Source organism: Sphingomonas sp. URJC2 (assembly GCF_059803575.1).
The window spans coordinates 31,980-48,100 of record NZ_JAPFGX010000011.1 but is presented as its reverse complement, the minus strand read 5'-3'; the positions used below and the strand labels follow the sequence as shown (position 1 = coordinate 48,100).

21 protein-coding genes are annotated in these 16,121 nt (G+C 68.8%); 4 read left to right on the top strand and 17 right to left on the bottom strand.

The annotated features are described in order from the left end of the window. Nucleotides 1-182: 182 nt before the first annotated feature. Nucleotides 183-1,571, bottom strand: a complete 1,389-nt coding sequence (locus OPU66_RS06410; protein WP_498552782.1) for an L-serine ammonia-lyase — start codon at nt 1,569-1,571, stop codon at nt 183-185. Between the two features lie 115 nt (nt 1,572-1,686). Beyond that, nucleotides 1,687-3,117 carry a Mur ligase family protein gene (locus OPU66_RS06405; protein WP_498552781.1) on the bottom strand — a complete coding sequence of 477 codons (1,431 nt, stop codon included), beginning with the start codon at nt 3,115-3,117 and terminating at the stop codon, nt 1,687-1,689. A 95-nt stretch (nt 3,118-3,212) separates the two neighbouring features. Between OPU66_RS06405 and OPU66_RS06400 the strand changes: the two genes are divergently transcribed. Then, nucleotides 3,213-4,058: an LD-carboxypeptidase gene (locus OPU66_RS06400; RefSeq protein WP_498552780.1), complete on the top strand. Its 846-nt coding sequence runs from the start codon at nt 3,213-3,215 to the stop codon at nt 4,056-4,058. 17 nt (nt 4,059-4,075) lie between these two features. Further along, nucleotides 4,076-4,603, top strand: a complete 528-nt coding sequence (locus OPU66_RS06395; RefSeq protein ID WP_498552779.1) for a J domain-containing protein — start codon at nt 4,076-4,078, stop codon at nt 4,601-4,603. A gap of 104 nt (nt 4,604-4,707) precedes the next feature. Here the strand turns inward: OPU66_RS06395 and OPU66_RS06390 are convergent, their stop codons facing one another. The 10 genes from OPU66_RS06390 to OPU66_RS06345 all read right to left on the bottom strand — a co-directional run bounded on the left by OPU66_RS06390 (nt 4,708) and on the right by OPU66_RS06345 (nt 8,340). Further along, nucleotides 4,708-5,130, bottom strand: coding sequence for a SufE family protein (locus OPU66_RS06390; RefSeq protein WP_498552778.1), 423 nt, complete (start codon nt 5,128-5,130; stop codon nt 4,708-4,710). A 79-nt stretch (nt 5,131-5,209) separates the two neighbouring features. Continuing rightward, the gene (locus OPU66_RS06385; RefSeq protein WP_498552777.1) at nt 5,210-5,449 is read right to left on the bottom strand and encodes a hypothetical protein; all 240 of its coding nucleotides are present in this window, start codon (nt 5,447-5,449) and stop codon (nt 5,210-5,212) included. Nucleotides 5,450-5,473: 24 nt separating this feature from the next. Continuing rightward, on the bottom strand, nt 5,474-5,728 hold the full coding sequence (locus OPU66_RS06380; RefSeq protein WP_498552776.1) for a hypothetical protein: 255 nt from the start codon (nt 5,726-5,728) through the stop codon (nt 5,474-5,476). A 14-nt stretch (nt 5,729-5,742) separates the two neighbouring features. Continuing rightward, on the bottom strand, nt 5,743-6,009 hold the full coding sequence (locus OPU66_RS06375) for a hypothetical protein (protein ID WP_498552775.1): 267 nt from the start codon (nt 6,007-6,009) through the stop codon (nt 5,743-5,745). 91 nt (nt 6,010-6,100) lie between these two features. Further along, a complete protein-coding gene (locus OPU66_RS06370) occupies nt 6,101-6,427 on the bottom strand; it encodes a hypothetical protein (protein ID WP_498552774.1) in 327 nt (108 codons plus the stop codon). A 32-nt stretch (nt 6,428-6,459) separates the two neighbouring features. Then, nucleotides 6,460-6,750, bottom strand: coding sequence for a hypothetical protein (locus OPU66_RS06365; RefSeq protein ID WP_160592868.1), 291 nt, complete (start codon nt 6,748-6,750; stop codon nt 6,460-6,462). Between the two features lie 26 nt (nt 6,751-6,776). Beyond that, nucleotides 6,777-7,157 (bottom strand): envelope stress response membrane protein PspC, encoded by a 381-nt coding sequence (gene pspC / locus OPU66_RS06360; RefSeq protein ID WP_160592869.1) that lies wholly within the window; start codon nt 7,155-7,157, stop codon nt 6,777-6,779. Between the two features lie 2 nt (nt 7,158-7,159). Continuing rightward, entirely contained in the window at nt 7,160-7,435 is a 276-nt protein-coding gene (pspB, locus tag OPU66_RS06355) for an envelope stress response membrane protein PspB (RefSeq protein WP_160592870.1), read from the bottom strand. A 1-nt stretch (nt 7,436) separates the two neighbouring features. Next, the gene (gene pspA / locus OPU66_RS06350; RefSeq protein WP_498552773.1) at nt 7,437-8,108 is read right to left on the bottom strand and encodes a phage shock protein PspA; all 672 of its coding nucleotides are present in this window, start codon (nt 8,106-8,108) and stop codon (nt 7,437-7,439) included. A gap of 85 nt (nt 8,109-8,193) precedes the next feature. Continuing rightward, the gene (locus tag OPU66_RS06345; RefSeq protein ID WP_498552772.1) at nt 8,194-8,340 is read right to left on the bottom strand and encodes a hypothetical protein; all 147 of its coding nucleotides are present in this window, start codon (nt 8,338-8,340) and stop codon (nt 8,194-8,196) included. 180 nt (nt 8,341-8,520) lie between these two features. On the opposite strand from OPU66_RS06345, the gene pspF reads away from it, so the two are divergent. Next, complete coding sequence (gene pspF, locus OPU66_RS06340) at nt 8,521-9,621, top strand: phage shock protein operon transcriptional activator (RefSeq protein WP_498552771.1); 1,101 nt, start codon at nt 8,521-8,523, stop codon at nt 9,619-9,621. Between the two features lie 144 nt (nt 9,622-9,765). Further along, nucleotides 9,766-10,386: a superoxide dismutase gene (locus tag OPU66_RS06335; RefSeq protein ID WP_498552770.1), complete on the top strand. Its 621-nt coding sequence runs from the start codon at nt 9,766-9,768 to the stop codon at nt 10,384-10,386. A gap of 83 nt (nt 10,387-10,469) precedes the next feature. On the opposite strand, the gene OPU66_RS06330 is transcribed toward OPU66_RS06335, so the two are convergent. The 5 genes from OPU66_RS06330 to OPU66_RS06310 all read right to left on the bottom strand — a co-directional run bounded on the left by OPU66_RS06330 (nt 10,470) and on the right by OPU66_RS06310 (nt 16,026). Then, nucleotides 10,470-11,108 (bottom strand): septation protein A, encoded by a 639-nt coding sequence (locus tag OPU66_RS06330; protein WP_498552769.1) that lies wholly within the window; start codon nt 11,106-11,108, stop codon nt 10,470-10,472. Then, a complete protein-coding gene (ftsY, locus tag OPU66_RS06325) occupies nt 11,105-12,034 on the bottom strand; it encodes a signal recognition particle-docking protein FtsY (RefSeq protein ID WP_498552768.1) in 930 nt (309 codons plus the stop codon). Before ftsY ends, OPU66_RS06330 begins: the two co-directional genes overlap by 4 nt. Further along, complete coding sequence (mtaB, locus tag OPU66_RS06320; protein WP_498552767.1) at nt 12,031-13,257, bottom strand: tRNA (N(6)-L-threonylcarbamoyladenosine(37)-C(2))-methylthiotransferase MtaB; 1,227 nt, start codon at nt 13,255-13,257, stop codon at nt 12,031-12,033. Before mtaB ends, ftsY begins: the two co-directional genes overlap by 4 nt. Before the next feature lie 28 nt (nt 13,258-13,285). Further along, nucleotides 13,286-14,089, bottom strand: coding sequence for a diaminopimelate epimerase (dapF, locus tag OPU66_RS06315; RefSeq protein WP_498552766.1), 804 nt, complete (start codon nt 14,087-14,089; stop codon nt 13,286-13,288). Nucleotides 14,090-14,370: 281 nt separating this feature from the next. Continuing rightward, nucleotides 14,371-16,026 (bottom strand): putative bifunctional diguanylate cyclase/phosphodiesterase, encoded by a 1,656-nt coding sequence (locus OPU66_RS06310; protein WP_498552765.1) that lies wholly within the window; start codon nt 16,024-16,026, stop codon nt 14,371-14,373. Nucleotides 16,027-16,121 lie beyond the last annotated feature (95 nt).

Here is a 16,121-nt window from a genome sequence, read left to right as displayed (position 1 = left end):
CGCGCCTCACGGCGCGGAGGCGGCACCAGCCCGCACCCCCACCCGGCCTCCCATAGCGTATCCTGCCGTTGGGAGGCCGGGTGGGGGTGCGGGCCGGTGCCGCGACAGCAAATACGCCCGGTGCCGCCCCCGCGCCGTAAGGCGCGACACAAACAACCGCACCGCAAATACCCCGCGTCACCTCAGCATTCGACGACGTTGACGGCCAGCCCGCCCAGCGCGGTTTCCTTATATTTGTGGCTCATATCGGCCCCGGTGCGGCGCATCGTTTCGATCACCTGATCCAGGCTGACGCGGTGGGTGCCGTCGCCGAGCAGCGCCAGCCGCGAGGCCTCGATTGCCTTGATCGCGCCCACGGCATTGCGTTCGATGCACGGCACCTGCACCAGCCCGCCGACCGGATCGCAGGTCAGGCCCAGATTATGCTCCATGCCGATTTCGGCGGCGTTTTCGATCTGTGCATTGGTGCCGCCCAGCGCCGCGGTCAGCCCGGCGGCGGCCATCGAACAGGCAACGCCCACTTCGCCCTGACAGCCGACCTCGGCCCCGGAGATCGAGGCATTTTCCTTGAACAGCGACCCGATGGCCGCCGCGGTCAGCAGGAAACGGTCCGCGCCCTCGTCGTTCGCGCCGGGCACGAACCGCTCATAATAGCGCAGCACCGCCGGCACGATCCCGGCGGCCCCGTTGGTCGGCGCGGTGACGACGCGCCCGCCCGCGGCATTTTCCTCGTTCACGGCCAGCGCCCACAGATTGACCCAGTCGATGACGCTCAGCGGATCCGACAGCGCGCGTTCCTGCCGCGCGACCAGCCGGGCATGGATGTCGGGGGCGCGCCGCCTGACCTTCAGCCCGCCGGGCAGGATGCCGCTCTGCGTGATCCCCCGGTCGATACAGGCCGCCATGGTCTGGCGGATCGCCGCCAGCCGCGCGCGCACCTGATCGAGGGGCAGGCGCGCGGTCTCGTTGGCCAGCGCCAGCCCGGCAATGTCCAGCCCCGCCGCCTCGGCGCGGGCGAGCAATTCGGCCCCGGAATGAAAGGGGTGGGGCACATCGGCGAGCATCGCCGGCGGCGCGTTGCCCGCAACCTCGGCCTCGGACACGATCGCGCCGCCGCCGACCGAATACCAGATGCCCGCGCGCAGTTCCGCCCCCTCGGCATCGAACACCGCAAAGCGCATGCCGTTGGAATGGAAGGACAGGCGCTCGCGCATGTGAAACACCAGATCGCGCGCCTCGTCGAAGCGGATGTCATGCACCCCGCCCAGGTTCAGCCGCCGGCTGGCGCGCACTTCGCCGATGATGCGGTCGGCGGCATCGGGGCACAGGCTGTCGGGACGCAGCCCCGACAGGCCGAGCAGCACCGCCCGGTCGCTGGCATGGCCCTTGCCGGTCAGCGCGAGTGAGCCGAACAGTTCGGCCGTCGCGCGGGCGACGCGCGGCAGCAGCCCGTCCTGCGCCAGCCCGTCGACAAAGACGGCGGCTGCCGACATCGGCCCCATTGTGTGCGACGAAGACGGGCCGACGCCGATCTTGAACAGGTCAAACACGCTGTGCGGCACCGCCCGCATCCCCTTTCGTTTCTGGTCTGGAGTTGTCCGGACAGGCGCCGTGGCGCATGTCGCGGCACCGGCCCGGACAAACCCCTTTCCGCCGGCCCTATTCGCTTTGGGACCTGAGAAAAAGTCAGTTTTCCGCAGCGTCCGCCTGCTCGGCTGGCCGTTCACCCAGCCGCTCGACCAGCGTCGCCGCAAACTGGCTGAGCGTATCGTCGCGCGCGCCCATCACGACGATCCGGTCGCCGGGCCGGGCGAGGGCGACCAGCCGGTCGGCCACGTCCGCGCGCGCGGGCACATGTTCGGCGGTGCGCCCCGCCGCCTGCACCCCGGCGACGATGGCCGCGCTGCCGATGCTGCGGTCGACCGTGCCGCCGAAATAGACCGGGTCGGACAGGATCAGCACATCATCGGGCGCGAGCCGTTCGCCCAGCATCGTCACCAGCGCATCGCCCATCACGCGCAGCGGGCCATAGCCATGCGGCTGGAAGAAGATCAGCAGCCGCCCGGGAAAGGCGTGAAGCGCGGCAAGCGTGGCGGCGATCTTGTCGGGATTATGCCCGAAATCGTCATAGACGGCGATGCCGCGCGCGGTGCCGACCCGTTCCAGCCGGCGCTTCAACCCGGCAAAATCGCCCAGCGCCGCCGCCGCCTGACCCAGCGGCACGCCCAGCGCGACCGCAGCCCCGATGGCCGCCAGCGCATTGGCGGCATTGTGCCGCCCGGCCAGCCGCAGATGCACCTCGGCATGGTCGCCGCCTGACCGTTCGGTGACGTGGAACGACACGCCCTCGGGCCGTTCGATCACTTCATGGCCGATCAGCTGCGCCGGCCGGTCAAAGGCAAAGGTCAGCAGCCGGTCCTGATGCAGCTCGGCCGCCAGCGCCGCGACCTCGGGATGGTCGAGATTGACCACCGCCGTCGCCGCCTTGCCGATGAAATCGCCGAACAGCGCGCGCAGCTCGTCCATGTCCTTATGGTCGAGCGAGATGTTGCCGAGCACCGCGACCGAGGGATCGAACAGCGCGATCGATCCGTCGCTTTCGTCGACCTCGCTCACGAACAGCGCCGGATCGCCGACCAGAGCGCTGGCAAAGGGCGCGTTCGGGGTGACGAAGTTCTTCATCACCGCGCCGTTCATCACCGTCGGCCGCCGCCCGGCCCGGTCGAGGATCCAGCCGATCATCCCCGTCACCGTCGATTTGCCGCTGGTGCCGCCGACCGCGACCCGTGCCCCGGCCTGGTTGAACAGCTCGGCCAGCAGGCCGGCGCGGCTGATCCGCGCACAGCCCAGCTGCCGCGCCGCCGCGACATCGGGCACGCTGTCTTCGATCGCCGCCGAGGCGACGAGCATCTGCGCCGGATCGGTCAGCCCGCTGCCGTCCTGCGCGAACAGATCGATGCCAAGCCCGCGCAGATAGGCGAATTTGGGCGCGGTGCGGCCCTGATCGAGCGCCCGGTCGGACCCGGCGACGCGGTGGCCGAGCGCGCGGACAATGGCGGCGAGCGGCAACATGCCGCTGCCGCCGATCCCGCAGAAGAAATAGGATTTGGCAGCCATGACCGGAGCGCTATCACCGCTTTTGCCCGGCCAGACAAGCATGGGCACGGGACAGGCGCGGCTGGCGGAGACGAGACGGGATGGGCGGCGGGCGAATGAGGATCGGCATCACGGCCCCAAGCTGCCGGATCGACGATGCGATCCATGACCGCGTGACGGCCTTTGCCGCGCAGCATCATCCGGGGATCGAGCTGGTCTGGCACCCGCAATGCTGGCTGTCGCACGGCCATTTCGCCGGGCCAGACGACGCGCGCGCGGCGGCGCTGATCGACATGGCCAATGATCCGGCGATCGACGCGCTGTGGTTCGCGCGCGGCGGCTATGGCGCGGTGCGGATCGTCGACCGGGTGATGGCGGCGCTGGGGCCGGCGGCGCGGGCGAAGGCGTATATGGGCTATTCGGATGCCGGCACGCTGCTCGGCGCGCTCTATGCCGCCCAGATCGGCCGCGTCGCCCATGGCCCGATGCCCGCCGACATCCGCCGCGACGGCGGCGAGGCGGCACTGGGCCGCGCGCTCGACTGGCTGGCCGGGGGCAATGCGGGTGTGGAGCCGGCCGATGACGGCCATCCGCGCGCGGCGTTCAACATCTGCATCCTCGCGCATCTCGCCGGCACGCGCCATCTGCCCGATCTGGCCGGCCATGTGCTGATGATCGAGGAGGTGGGCGAATATCTCTACCGCACCGACCGCGATCTGGCGCAGATTGCCGCCGCGCTGCCGGGCCTGGCCGGGATCAGGCTGGGGCGGCTGAGCGACGTGCCCGACAACGATCCCGATTTCGGGATGGACGGCCCGGCGCTGGTGCGTGACTGGTGCGCGCGTTCGGGCATTCCGTTGCTGGGAACCGCCGATATCGGCCATGATGCGGCCAATCGCGTCGTGCCGTTCGGCCCGTTCGCCGCGCCCCCGCAGTTCGCCGCGCTTGCCCCCACCGGCTGAACCATTATCTGGGCGATATGCCGCGTTCGACCCGATCCGACGACTGGGGCTTTCCCCGCTGGCGCAGCTATGGCTCCGAACGCGGGGCGGCGCGGGTGCGGCTGTGCGACCGCGAGGGCTGTGACCGGCCCGGCGACTGCCCGGCACCCAAGGCCCCGAACAGCCCGGAACGCTGGTATTTCTGCGTCGATCACGCCGCCGAATATAACCGCAATTGGAATTACTTCGAAGGGCTGGGGGCGGAAGAAGCCGCCGCCCGGGCCGAGGGCGAGGCGCGCGGCGCCGCCGGCTATGCCCGTTCGGCACATTATGGCTGGGGCGGGCCGGGCGATGGCAGCCGTTCGCGCGACGAGATGCGCGCGCTCGAGGTGCTCGATCTCGACGCCGATGCCAGTTTCGATGCCATCAAGGCGGCGTGGCGGCGGCTGGCCAAGGCCAATCATCCCGATGTGAAACCCGGCGATGCCGAGGCGGCGGAACGGTTCCGCGCCGTGCAGGCCGCCTATGACGTGCTGCGCCGGGCCGAGGAAAGGCGCGCCGCCTGATCGGCACCCGCCGATCCTATGCAATCGGATCGGAAACCGCTCCAGGCCTTTGATTTGGCGCATTTTCCGAGTCGCCGGGTGACTCAACCCGGCTTGAAAATGCTCTAGGCGTAGCGCGCCGCGGTTTCGCGGATCAGCGCGATCATGTTGGGAATGCCCTGGGTGCGGTTGGAGCTGAGCTGGTTGCGCAGATCGAACGGGGCGAGGGCGGCGTCGATGTCGGTCGCCAGAATCTCCGCCGCGGCGCGGTCCTGCACGGTCAGCAGCACGAGCGCGATGATGCCCTTGGTGATCGCGGCGTTGGAATCGGCGAGGAAATGCAGGCCGGTGTCGGTGCGGGTCGGATAGACCCAGACCGAGGCCGAACAGCCGCGCACCAGCGTCGCATCGGTCTTGAGCGCATCGGGCATCGGTTCAAGCGCGCGGCCGAGATCGATCAGCAGCCGGTAACGGTCATCGGCGTCGAGCAGTTCGTAATCGGACTGGAGGGCGGCCAGATCGGGCGAGGCGGGGGTGGAGTCGCGCATGGCCGGCCGGATAGCCCAAGCGGCGGGCGGGGTTAAGGGGCGGCGTGCGCCCGGCCCCGGGCCGGCCCGCGTGCCGGGGTCAGAGATCGACCCCGGCGGCAATCGCTTCGAGCTTGCGGATGCGTTCCTTGAGGTCGGCCAGTTCGATCCGCGACGCCGCGCTGGGCGCGGGCTGGGGATCGAGCGGGCGGCGCTCCTGCAGTTCCAGCCGCTTCAGGTCCAGCCAGCCGCGCCAGCCGGCGAGCGCGGCCATGGTGACGATGCCGGTGCCGGCCAGGCCCATCAGGCCCATTTCCAGATAGACGATCGGGTCCATCATCCTTGTCCTCCTGCTCGGGCGCGCTCAGGCGTCGCGCGAGCGCAGCTTTTCGATTTCACGGTTGAGCGCGCGGGGCGCTTCGTCCTCGGTCACCAGCCGTTCGAGCACCGCCACCCGGTCCTTGAGCAGCGCGATTTCCTCGCGCATCCGCTCCTTTTCCGCGCGGCTGTCGGCGTCGAGCCGGATTCCGGCCTTGCCCCCGGCGGCGTATCTGGCCCTCACCACATTGCCGATCATGACGATCGCAACGATCAGGACGACCATTTCAAACGGGTTCATCGTCCTGCCTCCGGTCAGTTGAGCGGCGCGTCGCGCAGCCGTTCGATATCGGTCGCCAGATCCATGCCCCGGTCGGTGATGATCCGCTCCAGCACGCGCACCCGCTGTTCCAGCCGTTCGACCTGGGCGGCATATTGGGCGGCCTTTTCGGCGGTCTCGCTGCTCACCGCTTCCAGCTGCCGCTCCTTGAAGCGCAGGTGGCGCTTGAAGGCGTCACCCAGCACGCCGGCGACAACCGGGATCCCGACCACCACCACGAAAAACCAGACAAAACCCGGCATCCTTGCCTCCCTCGCTGCCCTTCAGCACGTCGTTCCCCTGTCCGGGCCAGCGCGTTTCGACTGAGCGCTGACCCGGATCGACCAAATGCGGTCAGTTGGTCCGCCGCAGCGCCTCGATCTCGCTCGCCACGCGGTGGCTTTCGTCGGTCACGATCCGTTCGACATTGGCGAGCCGGTCCTTGACCGAGCCGAGTTCGGCGCGGAGCTGGGCGCTTTCCTGGCTGAGCAGGCGGATGCGCTCGACCAGTTCCTCATTCTTCTGCGGATAGATCGCCTGCCCCCAGGCACCGTCGAGCGGATAGCCATGCCTGACGCGCAGCCAGGTGGTGAAGATCCAGCCGATGATGCTCATGAACCCGATCAGCAGGCCGCCGCCGATGATCCAGGGCAGGTTGGGGATGATATGGGCTTCAGCCATTGTCGGTCATCCTGTTCGGTCTGTTTGGGCGGTCAGCGCAGCGCGTCGATGGCGCGGGCGGTGCGTTCGGCGGGGTCGGTGGCGATGCGTTCCAGCACCGCGATCCGCTCTTCCAGCCGCCCGATCTGGCCCTTGAGCGCGCCATTTTCGCGCTCCAGCAGTTCCAGCTTGCGGCTGTCCTCAAGACTTGTCGTCTTGTGGACGATGTTGCCATTGCCGTCGTCGATCGGATAGCCGTGCCGGGCACGGACCCAGGTGGTGAAGGCCCAGCTCAGGCTGATCGATCCGACGATCAGCACGGGCACCAGCCAGTTCCAGTTCATGTGCGTATCTCCCCCTGAAGCCGGTATCAGCGCAGGCTGTCGATTTCGTCGGCGAGGCGACGGTTGCGGCTGGTATAGTAAAGCTCGACATCGGCGAGCCGGCGGTCAATGTCGCGGAACTTGGCGCGCACCTCGCGGGTGGAGCGGGCCGGCGAGCGGCGGACGCCCTGCCAGAACTGTTCCTCGTCCTTGTCCGAATACAGCCCCGACGGCTTGGGCTTGGCCGCCCAGGCGGCGACCAGATAGGCGATCAGCGTCCAGGGAAAGGCCCCGAACAGCGTCAGCATCACCATGCCGATGCGGACCCAGGTCACGTCCCAGCCCAGATAATCGGCAATGCCCGAGCAGACACCCATCCATTTGGCGTTCTGCTTGTCGAGATAGAAGGTCGTGCGGCGCGGGTTCATCTTCACATCTCCCTGATCTTGCGGACGTCGCCGCGCAGCTGGTCCTGGGGCTGGGGCCGCAGGCCGAGTTCCGGATTGTCCGCCGCCACGATGCGTTCGATGCTGTGCAGCCGATCGTCGAGGCGGCGGGCGGTTTCGTAAAGGTCTTCGAGCAGATTTTCGTCTTCGCGGGTGATGCCCGAGCTTTTCTTCCACTGCGTCACATAATGGAGGATCAGCCAGGGCAGCCCGATGAACAGCAGGCCGACGATCAGCGGCGGGACGATGATGTCTTCCATCTTAGCCCTCCCGCTTGGCGAGCCGCGCCTTCAGCGCTTCAAGCTCGGCATCGACCTTGTCCGACGTGCGCAGCTCGGCGATTTCGTCTTCGAGCGTCTTGGGCGCGCTGCCCATGCCGGCGGCGTCGGCGCGGCCCTCGGCCATGTCGACCCGGCGCTCCAGCACGTCGAAGCGGCTGAACGCTTCCTCGACGCGCGCACCGGCATAGGCCTCGCGCAGCTTCATCCGGTTATGCGCCGATTCCAGCCGCGCGGAGATCGAGTTCTGGCGGGCGCGGGCCTCGCGCAGCTTCTGCTGCAGCTTCTGGATGTCGGTTTCGGCCGCCTGGAGCGCGTCGTCGAGCACACCGATTTCGGCATTGAGCTGGCCGGCCATGTCGGCCGCCTTCTGCTTTTCAACGAGCGCCGCCTTGGCCAGATCCTCGCGGCCCTTCGACAGCGCCAGTTCGGCCTTTTCCGTCCAGTCGTCCTGCAGCTTTTCAAGCTTGGCGATGTGGCGGCGCATTTCCTTCTGGTCGGCGATCGTCCGGGCGGCGGAGGCGCGCACCTCGACCAGCGTCTCTTCCATTTCGAGGATGATCATGCGGACCATCTTGGCCGGGTCTTCGGCCCGGTCGAGCAGGTCGGTGACGTTGGCGGCGATGATGTCGCGGGTGCGGGAGAAAATACCCATCTGGTCGTGCTCCTGTCGAAAACTCTGGGGTGGCCGGGGCGGTGCCGTTCGGGGGGAGAGGCAGCCGCCCCGGCCGGATGCGGGATCAGGCAAGCGTGCCGATCGCCGCGCGGGGGGTGTGGGCCGAAACCGCGCCGGCCGGGCCGACCGCGCTCAGCACGCAGGTGGCGCTGAACAGGATCGCGCACAGCACCGCCGAAAGGGCCTGGCGGGGGGGAAGCGGGTTCGACATTCTGGTCCTCCTTGAACTCTTGTGTGCGGGGCCGGCTGTGATCGCCGGCGTCGCAAAGTATTTTGCAGACACCGTGCCAAATCGAAGAAATGGCGGAAAACCGCCAATATCCCGGCCGGGGATCGGGTGATTGGCATTTCCCGCTTGCCAATATTTGGGAAAATGCACCATGTTTCAGCCATGGAACGGGAAAGCGCATTCATCGGCCAGTCGCTGGCCTTTCTCGACTCGGTCGAACGCGCCAGCCGCGCCGCCGCGCTCAACCGCCCAGTGCTGGTGATTGGCGAGCGCGGCACCGGCAAGGAACTGGTCGCCGAGCGTCTGCACCGGCTGAGCACGCGCTGGGACGGGCCGCTGGTGGTGATGAACTGCGCCGCGCTGCCCGAAACGCTGATCGAGGCCGAGCTGTTCGGCCATGAGGCGGGGGCCTTTACCGGGGCCACCCGTGCGCGGGCGGGGCGGTTCGAAGAGGCCGATGGCGGCACGCTGTTTCTCGACGAGCTGGGCACGCTGTCGGCGGCCGCGCAGGAACGGCTGCTGCGCGCGGTCGAATATGGCGAGGTGACGCGGATCGGCGCGTCGCGGCCAGTGCGTGTCGATGTGCGCATCGTGGCGGCGACCAACGAGCATCTGCCGGCGATGGTCGCGCGCAATCGCTTCCGCGCCGATCTGCTCGACCGGCTGAGTTTCGAGGTCATCACCCTGCCGCCGCTGCGCGCGCGCGAAGGCGATGTGCCGGTGCTTGCCGATCATTTCGGGCGGCGCATGGCCGCCGAGCTGGGGTGGAGCCGCTGGCCGGGCTTTGCCGAAGCCACGATGGCGGCGCTGATCGGCCATGACTGGCCGGGCAATGTCCGCGAGCTGCGCAACGTCGTCGAACGGGCCGTCTACCGCTGGGACGATCCCGAACGGCCGGTCGGCGATGTCGAGTTCGATCCCTTTGCCTCGCCATGGCGGCCGCGCGGGGAAAATGCCCGCGCCGATCAAGCGGCTGCGGCGGGCGATGGGGCGAGCGGGGGGACGGGCCATGGGCAGGGCGCCGCGCCCCCGGTGTCTGCGCGCCCGGCCGAGGATCTGGACTGCAGCGATTTCCGCGCCGCCTGCGACGCCTATGAGAAAAAGCTGCTCGAGGCGGCGCTGCGCCGCTGCCGTTACAATCAGCGGCTGACCGCCAAGGCACTGGCGCTCAGCTATGACCAGCTGCGCCACGCGCTGCGGCGGCACGACATGCTCGCCGGGTTGCAGGCGCAGGCGGCCGCGCCCGCGCCTGAGGCGGGCTGAAGCCGGGGTTTCGGCAACGCCGGGCGCTCGTTGGGCGCTCCGGGTGTTGACGCCAACGGGCTTAGGCCGCAACGGCTGATCCGGGATCCCGCCGGCCGGGCCGCTGTATAAACGCCGACTCTAGAACCAAGGAGCAAAAGCGACATGGCATATGAACTTCCCGCCCTGCCTTATGAGCCGACCGCGTTCGGCGACACGATTTCGGCCGAGACGTTCGAATATCACTGGGGCAAGCATCATCGCGCCTATGTCACCAAGACCAACGAGCTGGCGCCGGCGGCAGGGCTTGGCGACCGCAAGCTGTCCGAAGTGATCGTCGCGGCCAAGGAAACCGGCAACAAGGCGCTGTTCAACAACGCCGCGCAGATCTGGAACCACAGCTTTTACTGGCAGTGCCTCAGCCCCGAAGCGCAGGCGCCGACCGGTGTGCTCAAGGACCGGATCGAGGCGACCTTCGGCTCGGTCGAGGCGCTGATCGAAAAGCTGAAGGCCGAATCGGTCGGCCATTTCGCCAGCGGCTGGGGCTGGCTGGTGCTGGAAGGTGACGAGCTGAAGGTCACGTCGCTGCACGATGCCGACACGCCGCTCGTCTATCCGGGCATGAAGCCGCTGCTCACCATCGATGTGTGGGAGCATGCCTATTATGTCGATTACCGCAACGCCCGGCCCGATTATGTGACCGCCCTGCTCGCCAAGGCGATCAACTGGGAGTTTGTCGGCCAGAATCTCGACGGCGCGGGCGCGTCGCGCGCCGATCAGGGCTGATCGCCCGGCTCCGGCCCGTCGGGGCCGGAGCGCGGAACAAAGGGGGCGGTGGCCAGATGGTCGCCGCCCCTTTTTCGTGGAGTTTACTGCTCGGGCGGCAGCGGCGTCTTGCGCGCGTCCTGCAGGCCGTGGCGCAGCAGCATCGGGATGTTGGCGATGGCGAACACCATCGTCAGCGGCACCGCGCCCCACAGCTTGAACGCTACCCAGAAATCCCAGCTCTGCGTGCGCCACACCGCCTCGTTGAGCGCGGCCATCAGCAGGAAGAAGCCGGTCCAGTTGACGGTCAGCTTGCGCCACCCGGCATCGTTCAGCCCCGGATAGCTCGCCTCGAGCAGCATCCGGAGCAGCGGCCGGCCCGAGGCGAGGCCATAGCCCAGGATCACCGCGAACATCAGATAGACGATGGTCGGCTTCATCTTGATAAAGGTGTCGTCGCGGAACCAGAGCGTCAGCCCGCCGAAGAACAGCACCAGCCCGCCCGAAATCCACAGCATCGGCGAAATGCGCCCGGCCTTGACGCGCGACACGATCATCGCCGCCGCGACCGCGATCATGAACGCCGTCGTCGCCGCCAGCACCTTCATCAGCTTGGGACCGGAGGCGAGGCTGTTGGCCGCGAAGAACACCAGCAGCGGCCCGAAATCGACCGCCATGCGCAGCCCGGGCGATAGTTCGCGCGGCGTGCCCGCCGGGGCCGGGGCAGGGGTTTCGCTGGTCATTCGTCCTCCAGTCCGGCGATCATCCGCGCCACTTCGCGCGCGTCGAACGGGCGCAGATCGTCCATGCCCTCGCCGACGCCGATGGCATGGATCGGCAGGCCGAACCGCTCCGCCGCCGCCACCAGCACGCCGCCGCGCGCGGTGCCGTCAAGCTTGGTCATTACCAGCCCGGTGACGCCCGCCACATCCTTGAACACCTCGATCTGCGCCAGCGCGTTCTGGCCGGTGGTCGCATCGAGGACGAGGATGACATTGTGCGGCGCGGCGGGGTTGAGCCGGCCGAGCACGCGGCGGATCTTGGCCAGCTCGTCCATCAGCTCGCGCTTGTTCTGCAGCCGCCCGGCAGTGTCGACGATCAGCGCGTCGATGCCCGTGCCCGTCGCCTGCTTGACCGCGTCCCACACGATCCCGGCCGGGTCGCCGCCTTCGGGGCCGGCGAGGATCGGCACCCCGATCCGTTCGGCCCAGATGCGCAGCTGCGCGATCGCAGCGGCGCGGAACGTGTCGCCCGCCGCCAGCATCACGCCATAATCCTGTTCCTGGAACCGGCGCGCGAGCTTGGCGATGGTCGTCGTCTTGCCCGACCCGTTGACGCCGATCACCAGGATCACCTGCGGGCGCGGAAAGGCATCGATGTCGAGGGGGCGGGCGACCGGGGCCAGCACCTTTTCGATCTCGTCGGCGACGATTTCCTTGACCGCGCGCGCATCCAGCCCGCGTTCGAACCGGCCCTCGGCCAGCCGGTTGCGGATGCGCTGCGCCATCGCCGGGCCGAGATCGGAGGCGATCAGCGCATCCTCGATCTCGTCAAGCGTCGCCTTGTCGAGCGCGGCGCGCGTGAACAGGCCGGTCAGATTGTCGCTCAGCCGGTCCGATGTCCGGCGGAACCCGCCCAGCAGCCGGTCGCGCCAGCTTCCCTCGCTCATGCCAAAACCCCCTGAAGCGTGTCGCCCTGCCGCTGCGTGATCCGCACATCGACGATGCTGCCGGGCGGCTGCGACCGGTCGAGCGCGATGCGCGCAAAGCCCGGCGCATGGCCGCTCAGCCCGTCCAGCTCGACCAGCATCTGCTGGGTCGTGCCGACCAAAGTGTCGAGATAGCGGGCCAGCCGGTCGCCACAGGCGGCGCGCAGCCGGGCCGCGCGCGCGCGGACGATTGCCGGATCGACCTGAGGCATGCGCGCGGCGGGCGTTCCCCGGCGCGGCGAAAACGGAAAGATGTGACCGAACACGATGTCGCATTCGTCGAGGATTTTGAGGCTGTTGGCAAATGCCGCCTCGCTCTCGGTCGGAAAGCCGGCGATCAGGTCCGCGCCGATGGCGATGTCGGGCCGGGCGGCCTTGACCTGTTCGACCAGCCGGATCGCATCGCCGCGCAGATGGCGGCGCTTCATCCGCTTGAGGATCAGATCGTCACCGGCCTGAAGCGACAGGTGCAGATGCGGCATCAGCCGGGGTTCGTGGCAGATCAGCTCGATCAGCCGCGCATCGATTTCGACCGGGTCGAGCGACGACAGCCGGATGCGCGGCAGATCGGGAACATGCCTGAGCAGCCGTTCGACCAGCAGCCCCAGCCCGTCGCCGGGCAGATCGCCATAGCTGGTGACGTCGACGCCGGTGAGCACGATCTCGCGGTGGCCGGCATCGACCAGTGCCTGCGCGCGCGCGATCACCGCGCCCGCCGGTTCGGACCGGCTCGGCCCCCGGCCATAGGGGATGATGCAGAAAGTGCAGCGATGGTCGCAGCCATTCTGCACCGGCAGAAAGGCGCGGGCATGGCGCTGGGCGGGCGGGCGCGGGGCGGCCGGCGCGGCTGGCTCGGCGGTAGGCGGGACGGGGGCGGCGGGTGCCGGCACCAGCCCGGCAAAGGCCGCCGGATCGAGCTTGGCGGCATTGGGCACCAGCGCATCGACCTCGGCCATGCCCAGCAGCATGTCACGCTCGGTCTCGGCCGCGCAGCCGGTGACGAGGATGCGCGCATCGGGCCGGTCGCGCCGCGCCCGCCGCACCGCGCGCCGCGTTTCGCGCACCGCCGCCTCGGTGACGGCGCAGCTGTTGATGACGACGACGTCGCTGCGCGCCCCGAGCATCGCACCGATGGCGGCGCTTTCGGCGATGTTCAGCCGGCAGCCGAGCGAAATCACGGTCATGCCCGGCCCTCCGGGCGGATGGCGGCGATCACCCGAACGCCTCCCAATCGGCTTCGCCGGCAAAGACATGGGTGGCGGGACCGGTCATGCGGATGGTGCCGCCGGGCGCCCAGTCGATCACCAGCGGCCCGCCGGGCAGGCTCACCTCGACCGGGCCGGACACCAGCCCCTGGCGGATCGCCGCCACCGCGGTCGCGCACGCGCCGGTGCCGCAGGCGCGGGTCAGCCCGGCACCGCGTTCCCAGACGCTGAGGCGCAGCGCCGACGGGCCGGTCACTTCGGCCACATTCACATTGATGCGGCGGGGAAACACCGGGTCGGTCTCGATCACCGGGCCGATCCGGTCGAGCGGCACGGCGGCGAGATCGGCGACGAAAAACACGATATGCGGATTGCCGACACTGACCGCATGGCCGCCCGCCAGCCCGTCCCAGCCAAGCGGCAGCGGCGCGGTGTCGAGCGGATAGGCAAGCGGGATCGCATCCCAGTCGAACCGGGGCGCGCCCATGTCGATGGTGATGCCGCCGCCATCCCGTTCGGCGACGACCGGCCCGCCCGCCGTGTCGATCCGCGTCGCCCCGGTCAGCGCGGCGACGCAGCGCAGCGCATTGCCGCATTGTTCGACCTCGCTGCCATCGGCGTTCCAGATCCGCATCCGCAGATCGGCCGTGTCCGAGGCCTCGATCAGGATCAGCTGGTCACAGCCAATGCCCCGGTGCCGGTCGGCGAGCGCACGCGCCCGCGCCGCGTCGAGCGCGACCGGCTGGCGGCGGGCATCGACGATGACAAAGTCGTTGCCGAGGCCGTGCATCTTGTCGAAGGCAAAGCGCATGGGAGCGGCGACTTAAGCAGCGCGGGCCGCCAAGTCCACTCCCGGAGATGGTTGGTGGGGGCCCCGGGAGTTTTCGTCGTCGCGGCACCAGGAGGTTGTTTGTTGTCGCGGCACCAGCCCGCTCCCCCACCCGGCCTCCCAACGGCAGTATCATATGGGAGGCCGGGTGGGGGAGCGGGCTGGTGCCGCCACCGCGCCGTGAGGCGCGCAGGAAACCCCTTGAGGCCGGGTGGGGGAGCGGGCCGGTGCCGCGACCGCGCCGTGAGGCGCGCAAAGACTCCTCAGGCGCTCAGCCGGTCGACCGGGGGCAAAGCAGGGACGTCGTCCCCGCCAGCGGCGCGGCGCGGGGCTTCGCCGCGGAGCGCCGGGAGCAGATTCTGCTCGGCAAGCAGCGCGCGCACCTGGCCGACATCCATCGGCTTGCCGAACACCCAGCCCTGCGCCTTGTGGCAGCCAAGCTCGCGCATATGGCGTTCGATGGCCGGCGTCTCGACGCCCTCGGCCGTCACCGGCAGGCCCAGGCTGTCGCTCAGCCGGGTGATCGCGTTGACGATCGCCGCGCTTTCGCTGCTGCTGCCGATCGAGGTGACGAAGCTGCGGTCGATCTTGATCCGGTCGAACGGCAGCGCGCGCAGATGCGACAGCGACGAATAGCCGGTGCCGAAATCGTCAAGCGCGATGCGCACCCCCTGATTCTTCAGGCTGCCGATGATCGACTGGGCGACACCCAGATTTTCAAACAGCGCGCTTTCGGTGATCTCCACCTCCAGCCGGCTGGCCGGAAAGCCGGTTTCGACCAGCAGCTTGACGATCTTCTGCGCCAGCCAGGGGTCTTTGAGCTGGCTGGGCGCGATGTTGACCGACAGGGTCAGCGAGGGGTCCCAGCTTTTCGCTTCCTCAAACGCCTGGCGCATCACCGACATCGACAGGTCGGCGATCAGCCCGGTTTCCTCGGCAATCGGGATGAAGATGTCGGGCGGCACGATGCCCCGGCTCGGGTGCCGCCAGCGCGCGAGCATTTCAAAGCCGTGCAGCTGGCCGGTCGCCAGATCGATCTGCTGTTCGTAGAACGGCACGAACTGGCCGAGCGGAATGCCCTCGCGCATCCCGATTTCGAGCGCGTTGCGCGTCGACAGCTCGCGCTCCATCGAGGCGTCGAACCAGCTGAAACGGTGCCGGCCGGCATTTTTCGATGCATACATGGCGATATCGGCGCGGCGCATCAGCGCATCGACGGTGTCGGCCTGATCCTCGATCACCGCCAGCCCGATCGACGCGCCGACATGGACGGCGGCCCCGCCCGTGTCCATCCGCCCGCCAAGCCGGGCGAGCAGCTGGTCGGCAAATGCCTCGGCCAGATCGGTCTGGCCGGCGGGCACCGTCATCAGCACGGCAAACTCGTCACCGCCCAGCCGCGCGGCGCGGGCATCGGGCGGCAGCTGCGCGTCGATGATCCGCGCGACAAAGGTCAGCGCGGCATCGCCGATGGCATGGCCGTTCACGTCATTGACGGTCTTGAAATGATCGAGGTCGAGGATCAGCAGCACCGCCGTCTGGCCGTGGCGGCGGGCGCGGTCGATCATCTGCGCGGCCGCCCCGAGAAAGGCGACGCGGTTGTTGAGCCCGGTCAGCGGATCCTGCGAGGCGAGCGCCTGCACCCGCGCCTCGGCAATGGCGCGTTCGCGCACCTCGCGGCGCAGATCGGCATAGCGCCGCCAGCCGAACAGCAGCAGCGCGATGTTGAGGATGAGCGCCGTCGCCAGCACCTGATCCGATCCGTCGCGGCCAAGCACATTGACCGCCTCGGACAGCACCGGGCCGCTTAAACCGACGAGCATGATCGCGGCGGCAACCGTTACCCCGCCGGCAAGCAGATCGCGGCGGGCGGTACCCAGCGCATCCATCCGCCCAACTTCCTCAAACGCCTCGTCGCGCATGGTACCGGCCTGTCATCAAAGGTCGCCAGACCCTGCCAGTGCCGAATGTAGGAAGCGTTAAATGGAAGGATTAAGGCCGCGCCGTAGCACCTGAT

Coding starts and splice junctions, on each gene's coding strand:
- OPU66_RS06410 (WP_498552782.1), bottom strand. CDS start 1,571: ATGCGGGCGGTGCCGCACAGCGTGTTTGACCTGTTCAAGATCGGCGTC.
- OPU66_RS06405 (WP_498552781.1), bottom strand. CDS start 3,117: ATGGCTGCCAAATCCTATTTCTTCTGCGGGATCGGCGGCAGCGGCATG.
- OPU66_RS06400 (WP_498552780.1), top strand. CDS start 3,213: ATGAGGATCGGCATCACGGCCCCAAGCTGCCGGATCGACGATGCGATC.
- OPU66_RS06395 (WP_498552779.1), top strand. CDS start 4,076: ATGCCGCGTTCGACCCGATCCGACGACTGGGGCTTTCCCCGCTGGCGC.
- OPU66_RS06390 (WP_498552778.1), bottom strand. CDS start 5,130: ATGCGCGACTCCACCCCCGCCTCGCCCGATCTGGCCGCCCTCCAGTCC.
- OPU66_RS06385 (WP_498552777.1), bottom strand. CDS start 5,449: ATGATGGACCCGATCGTCTATCTGGAAATGGGCCTGATGGGCCTGGCC.
- OPU66_RS06380 (WP_498552776.1), bottom strand. CDS start 5,728: ATGAACCCGTTTGAAATGGTCGTCCTGATCGTTGCGATCGTCATGATC.
- OPU66_RS06375 (WP_498552775.1), bottom strand. CDS start 6,009: ATGCCGGGTTTTGTCTGGTTTTTCGTGGTGGTGGTCGGGATCCCGGTT.
- OPU66_RS06370 (WP_498552774.1), bottom strand. CDS start 6,427: ATGGCTGAAGCCCATATCATCCCCAACCTGCCCTGGATCATCGGCGGC.
- OPU66_RS06365 (WP_160592868.1), bottom strand. CDS start 6,750: ATGAACTGGAACTGGCTGGTGCCCGTGCTGATCGTCGGATCGATCAGC.
- pspC (WP_160592869.1), bottom strand. CDS start 7,157: ATGAACCCGCGCCGCACGACCTTCTATCTCGACAAGCAGAACGCCAAA.
- pspB (WP_160592870.1), bottom strand. CDS start 7,435: ATGGAAGACATCATCGTCCCGCCGCTGATCGTCGGCCTGCTGTTCATC.
- pspA (WP_498552773.1), bottom strand. CDS start 8,108: ATGGGTATTTTCTCCCGCACCCGCGACATCATCGCCGCCAACGTCACC.
- OPU66_RS06345 (WP_498552772.1), bottom strand. CDS start 8,340: ATGTCGAACCCGCTTCCCCCCCGCCAGGCCCTTTCGGCGGTGCTGTGC.
- pspF (WP_498552771.1), top strand. CDS start 8,521: ATGGAACGGGAAAGCGCATTCATCGGCCAGTCGCTGGCCTTTCTCGAC.
- OPU66_RS06335 (WP_498552770.1), top strand. CDS start 9,766: ATGGCATATGAACTTCCCGCCCTGCCTTATGAGCCGACCGCGTTCGGC.
- OPU66_RS06330 (WP_498552769.1), bottom strand. CDS start 11,108: ATGACCAGCGAAACCCCTGCCCCGGCCCCGGCGGGCACGCCGCGCGAA.
- ftsY (WP_498552768.1), bottom strand. CDS start 12,034: ATGAGCGAGGGAAGCTGGCGCGACCGGCTGCTGGGCGGGTTCCGCCGG.
- mtaB (WP_498552767.1), bottom strand. CDS start 13,257: ATGACCGTGATTTCGCTCGGCTGCCGGCTGAACATCGCCGAAAGCGCC.
- dapF (WP_498552766.1), bottom strand. CDS start 14,089: ATGCGCTTTGCCTTCGACAAGATGCACGGCCTCGGCAACGACTTTGTC.
- OPU66_RS06310 (WP_498552765.1), bottom strand. CDS start 16,026: ATGCGCGACGAGGCGTTTGAGGAAGTTGGGCGGATGGATGCGCTGGGT.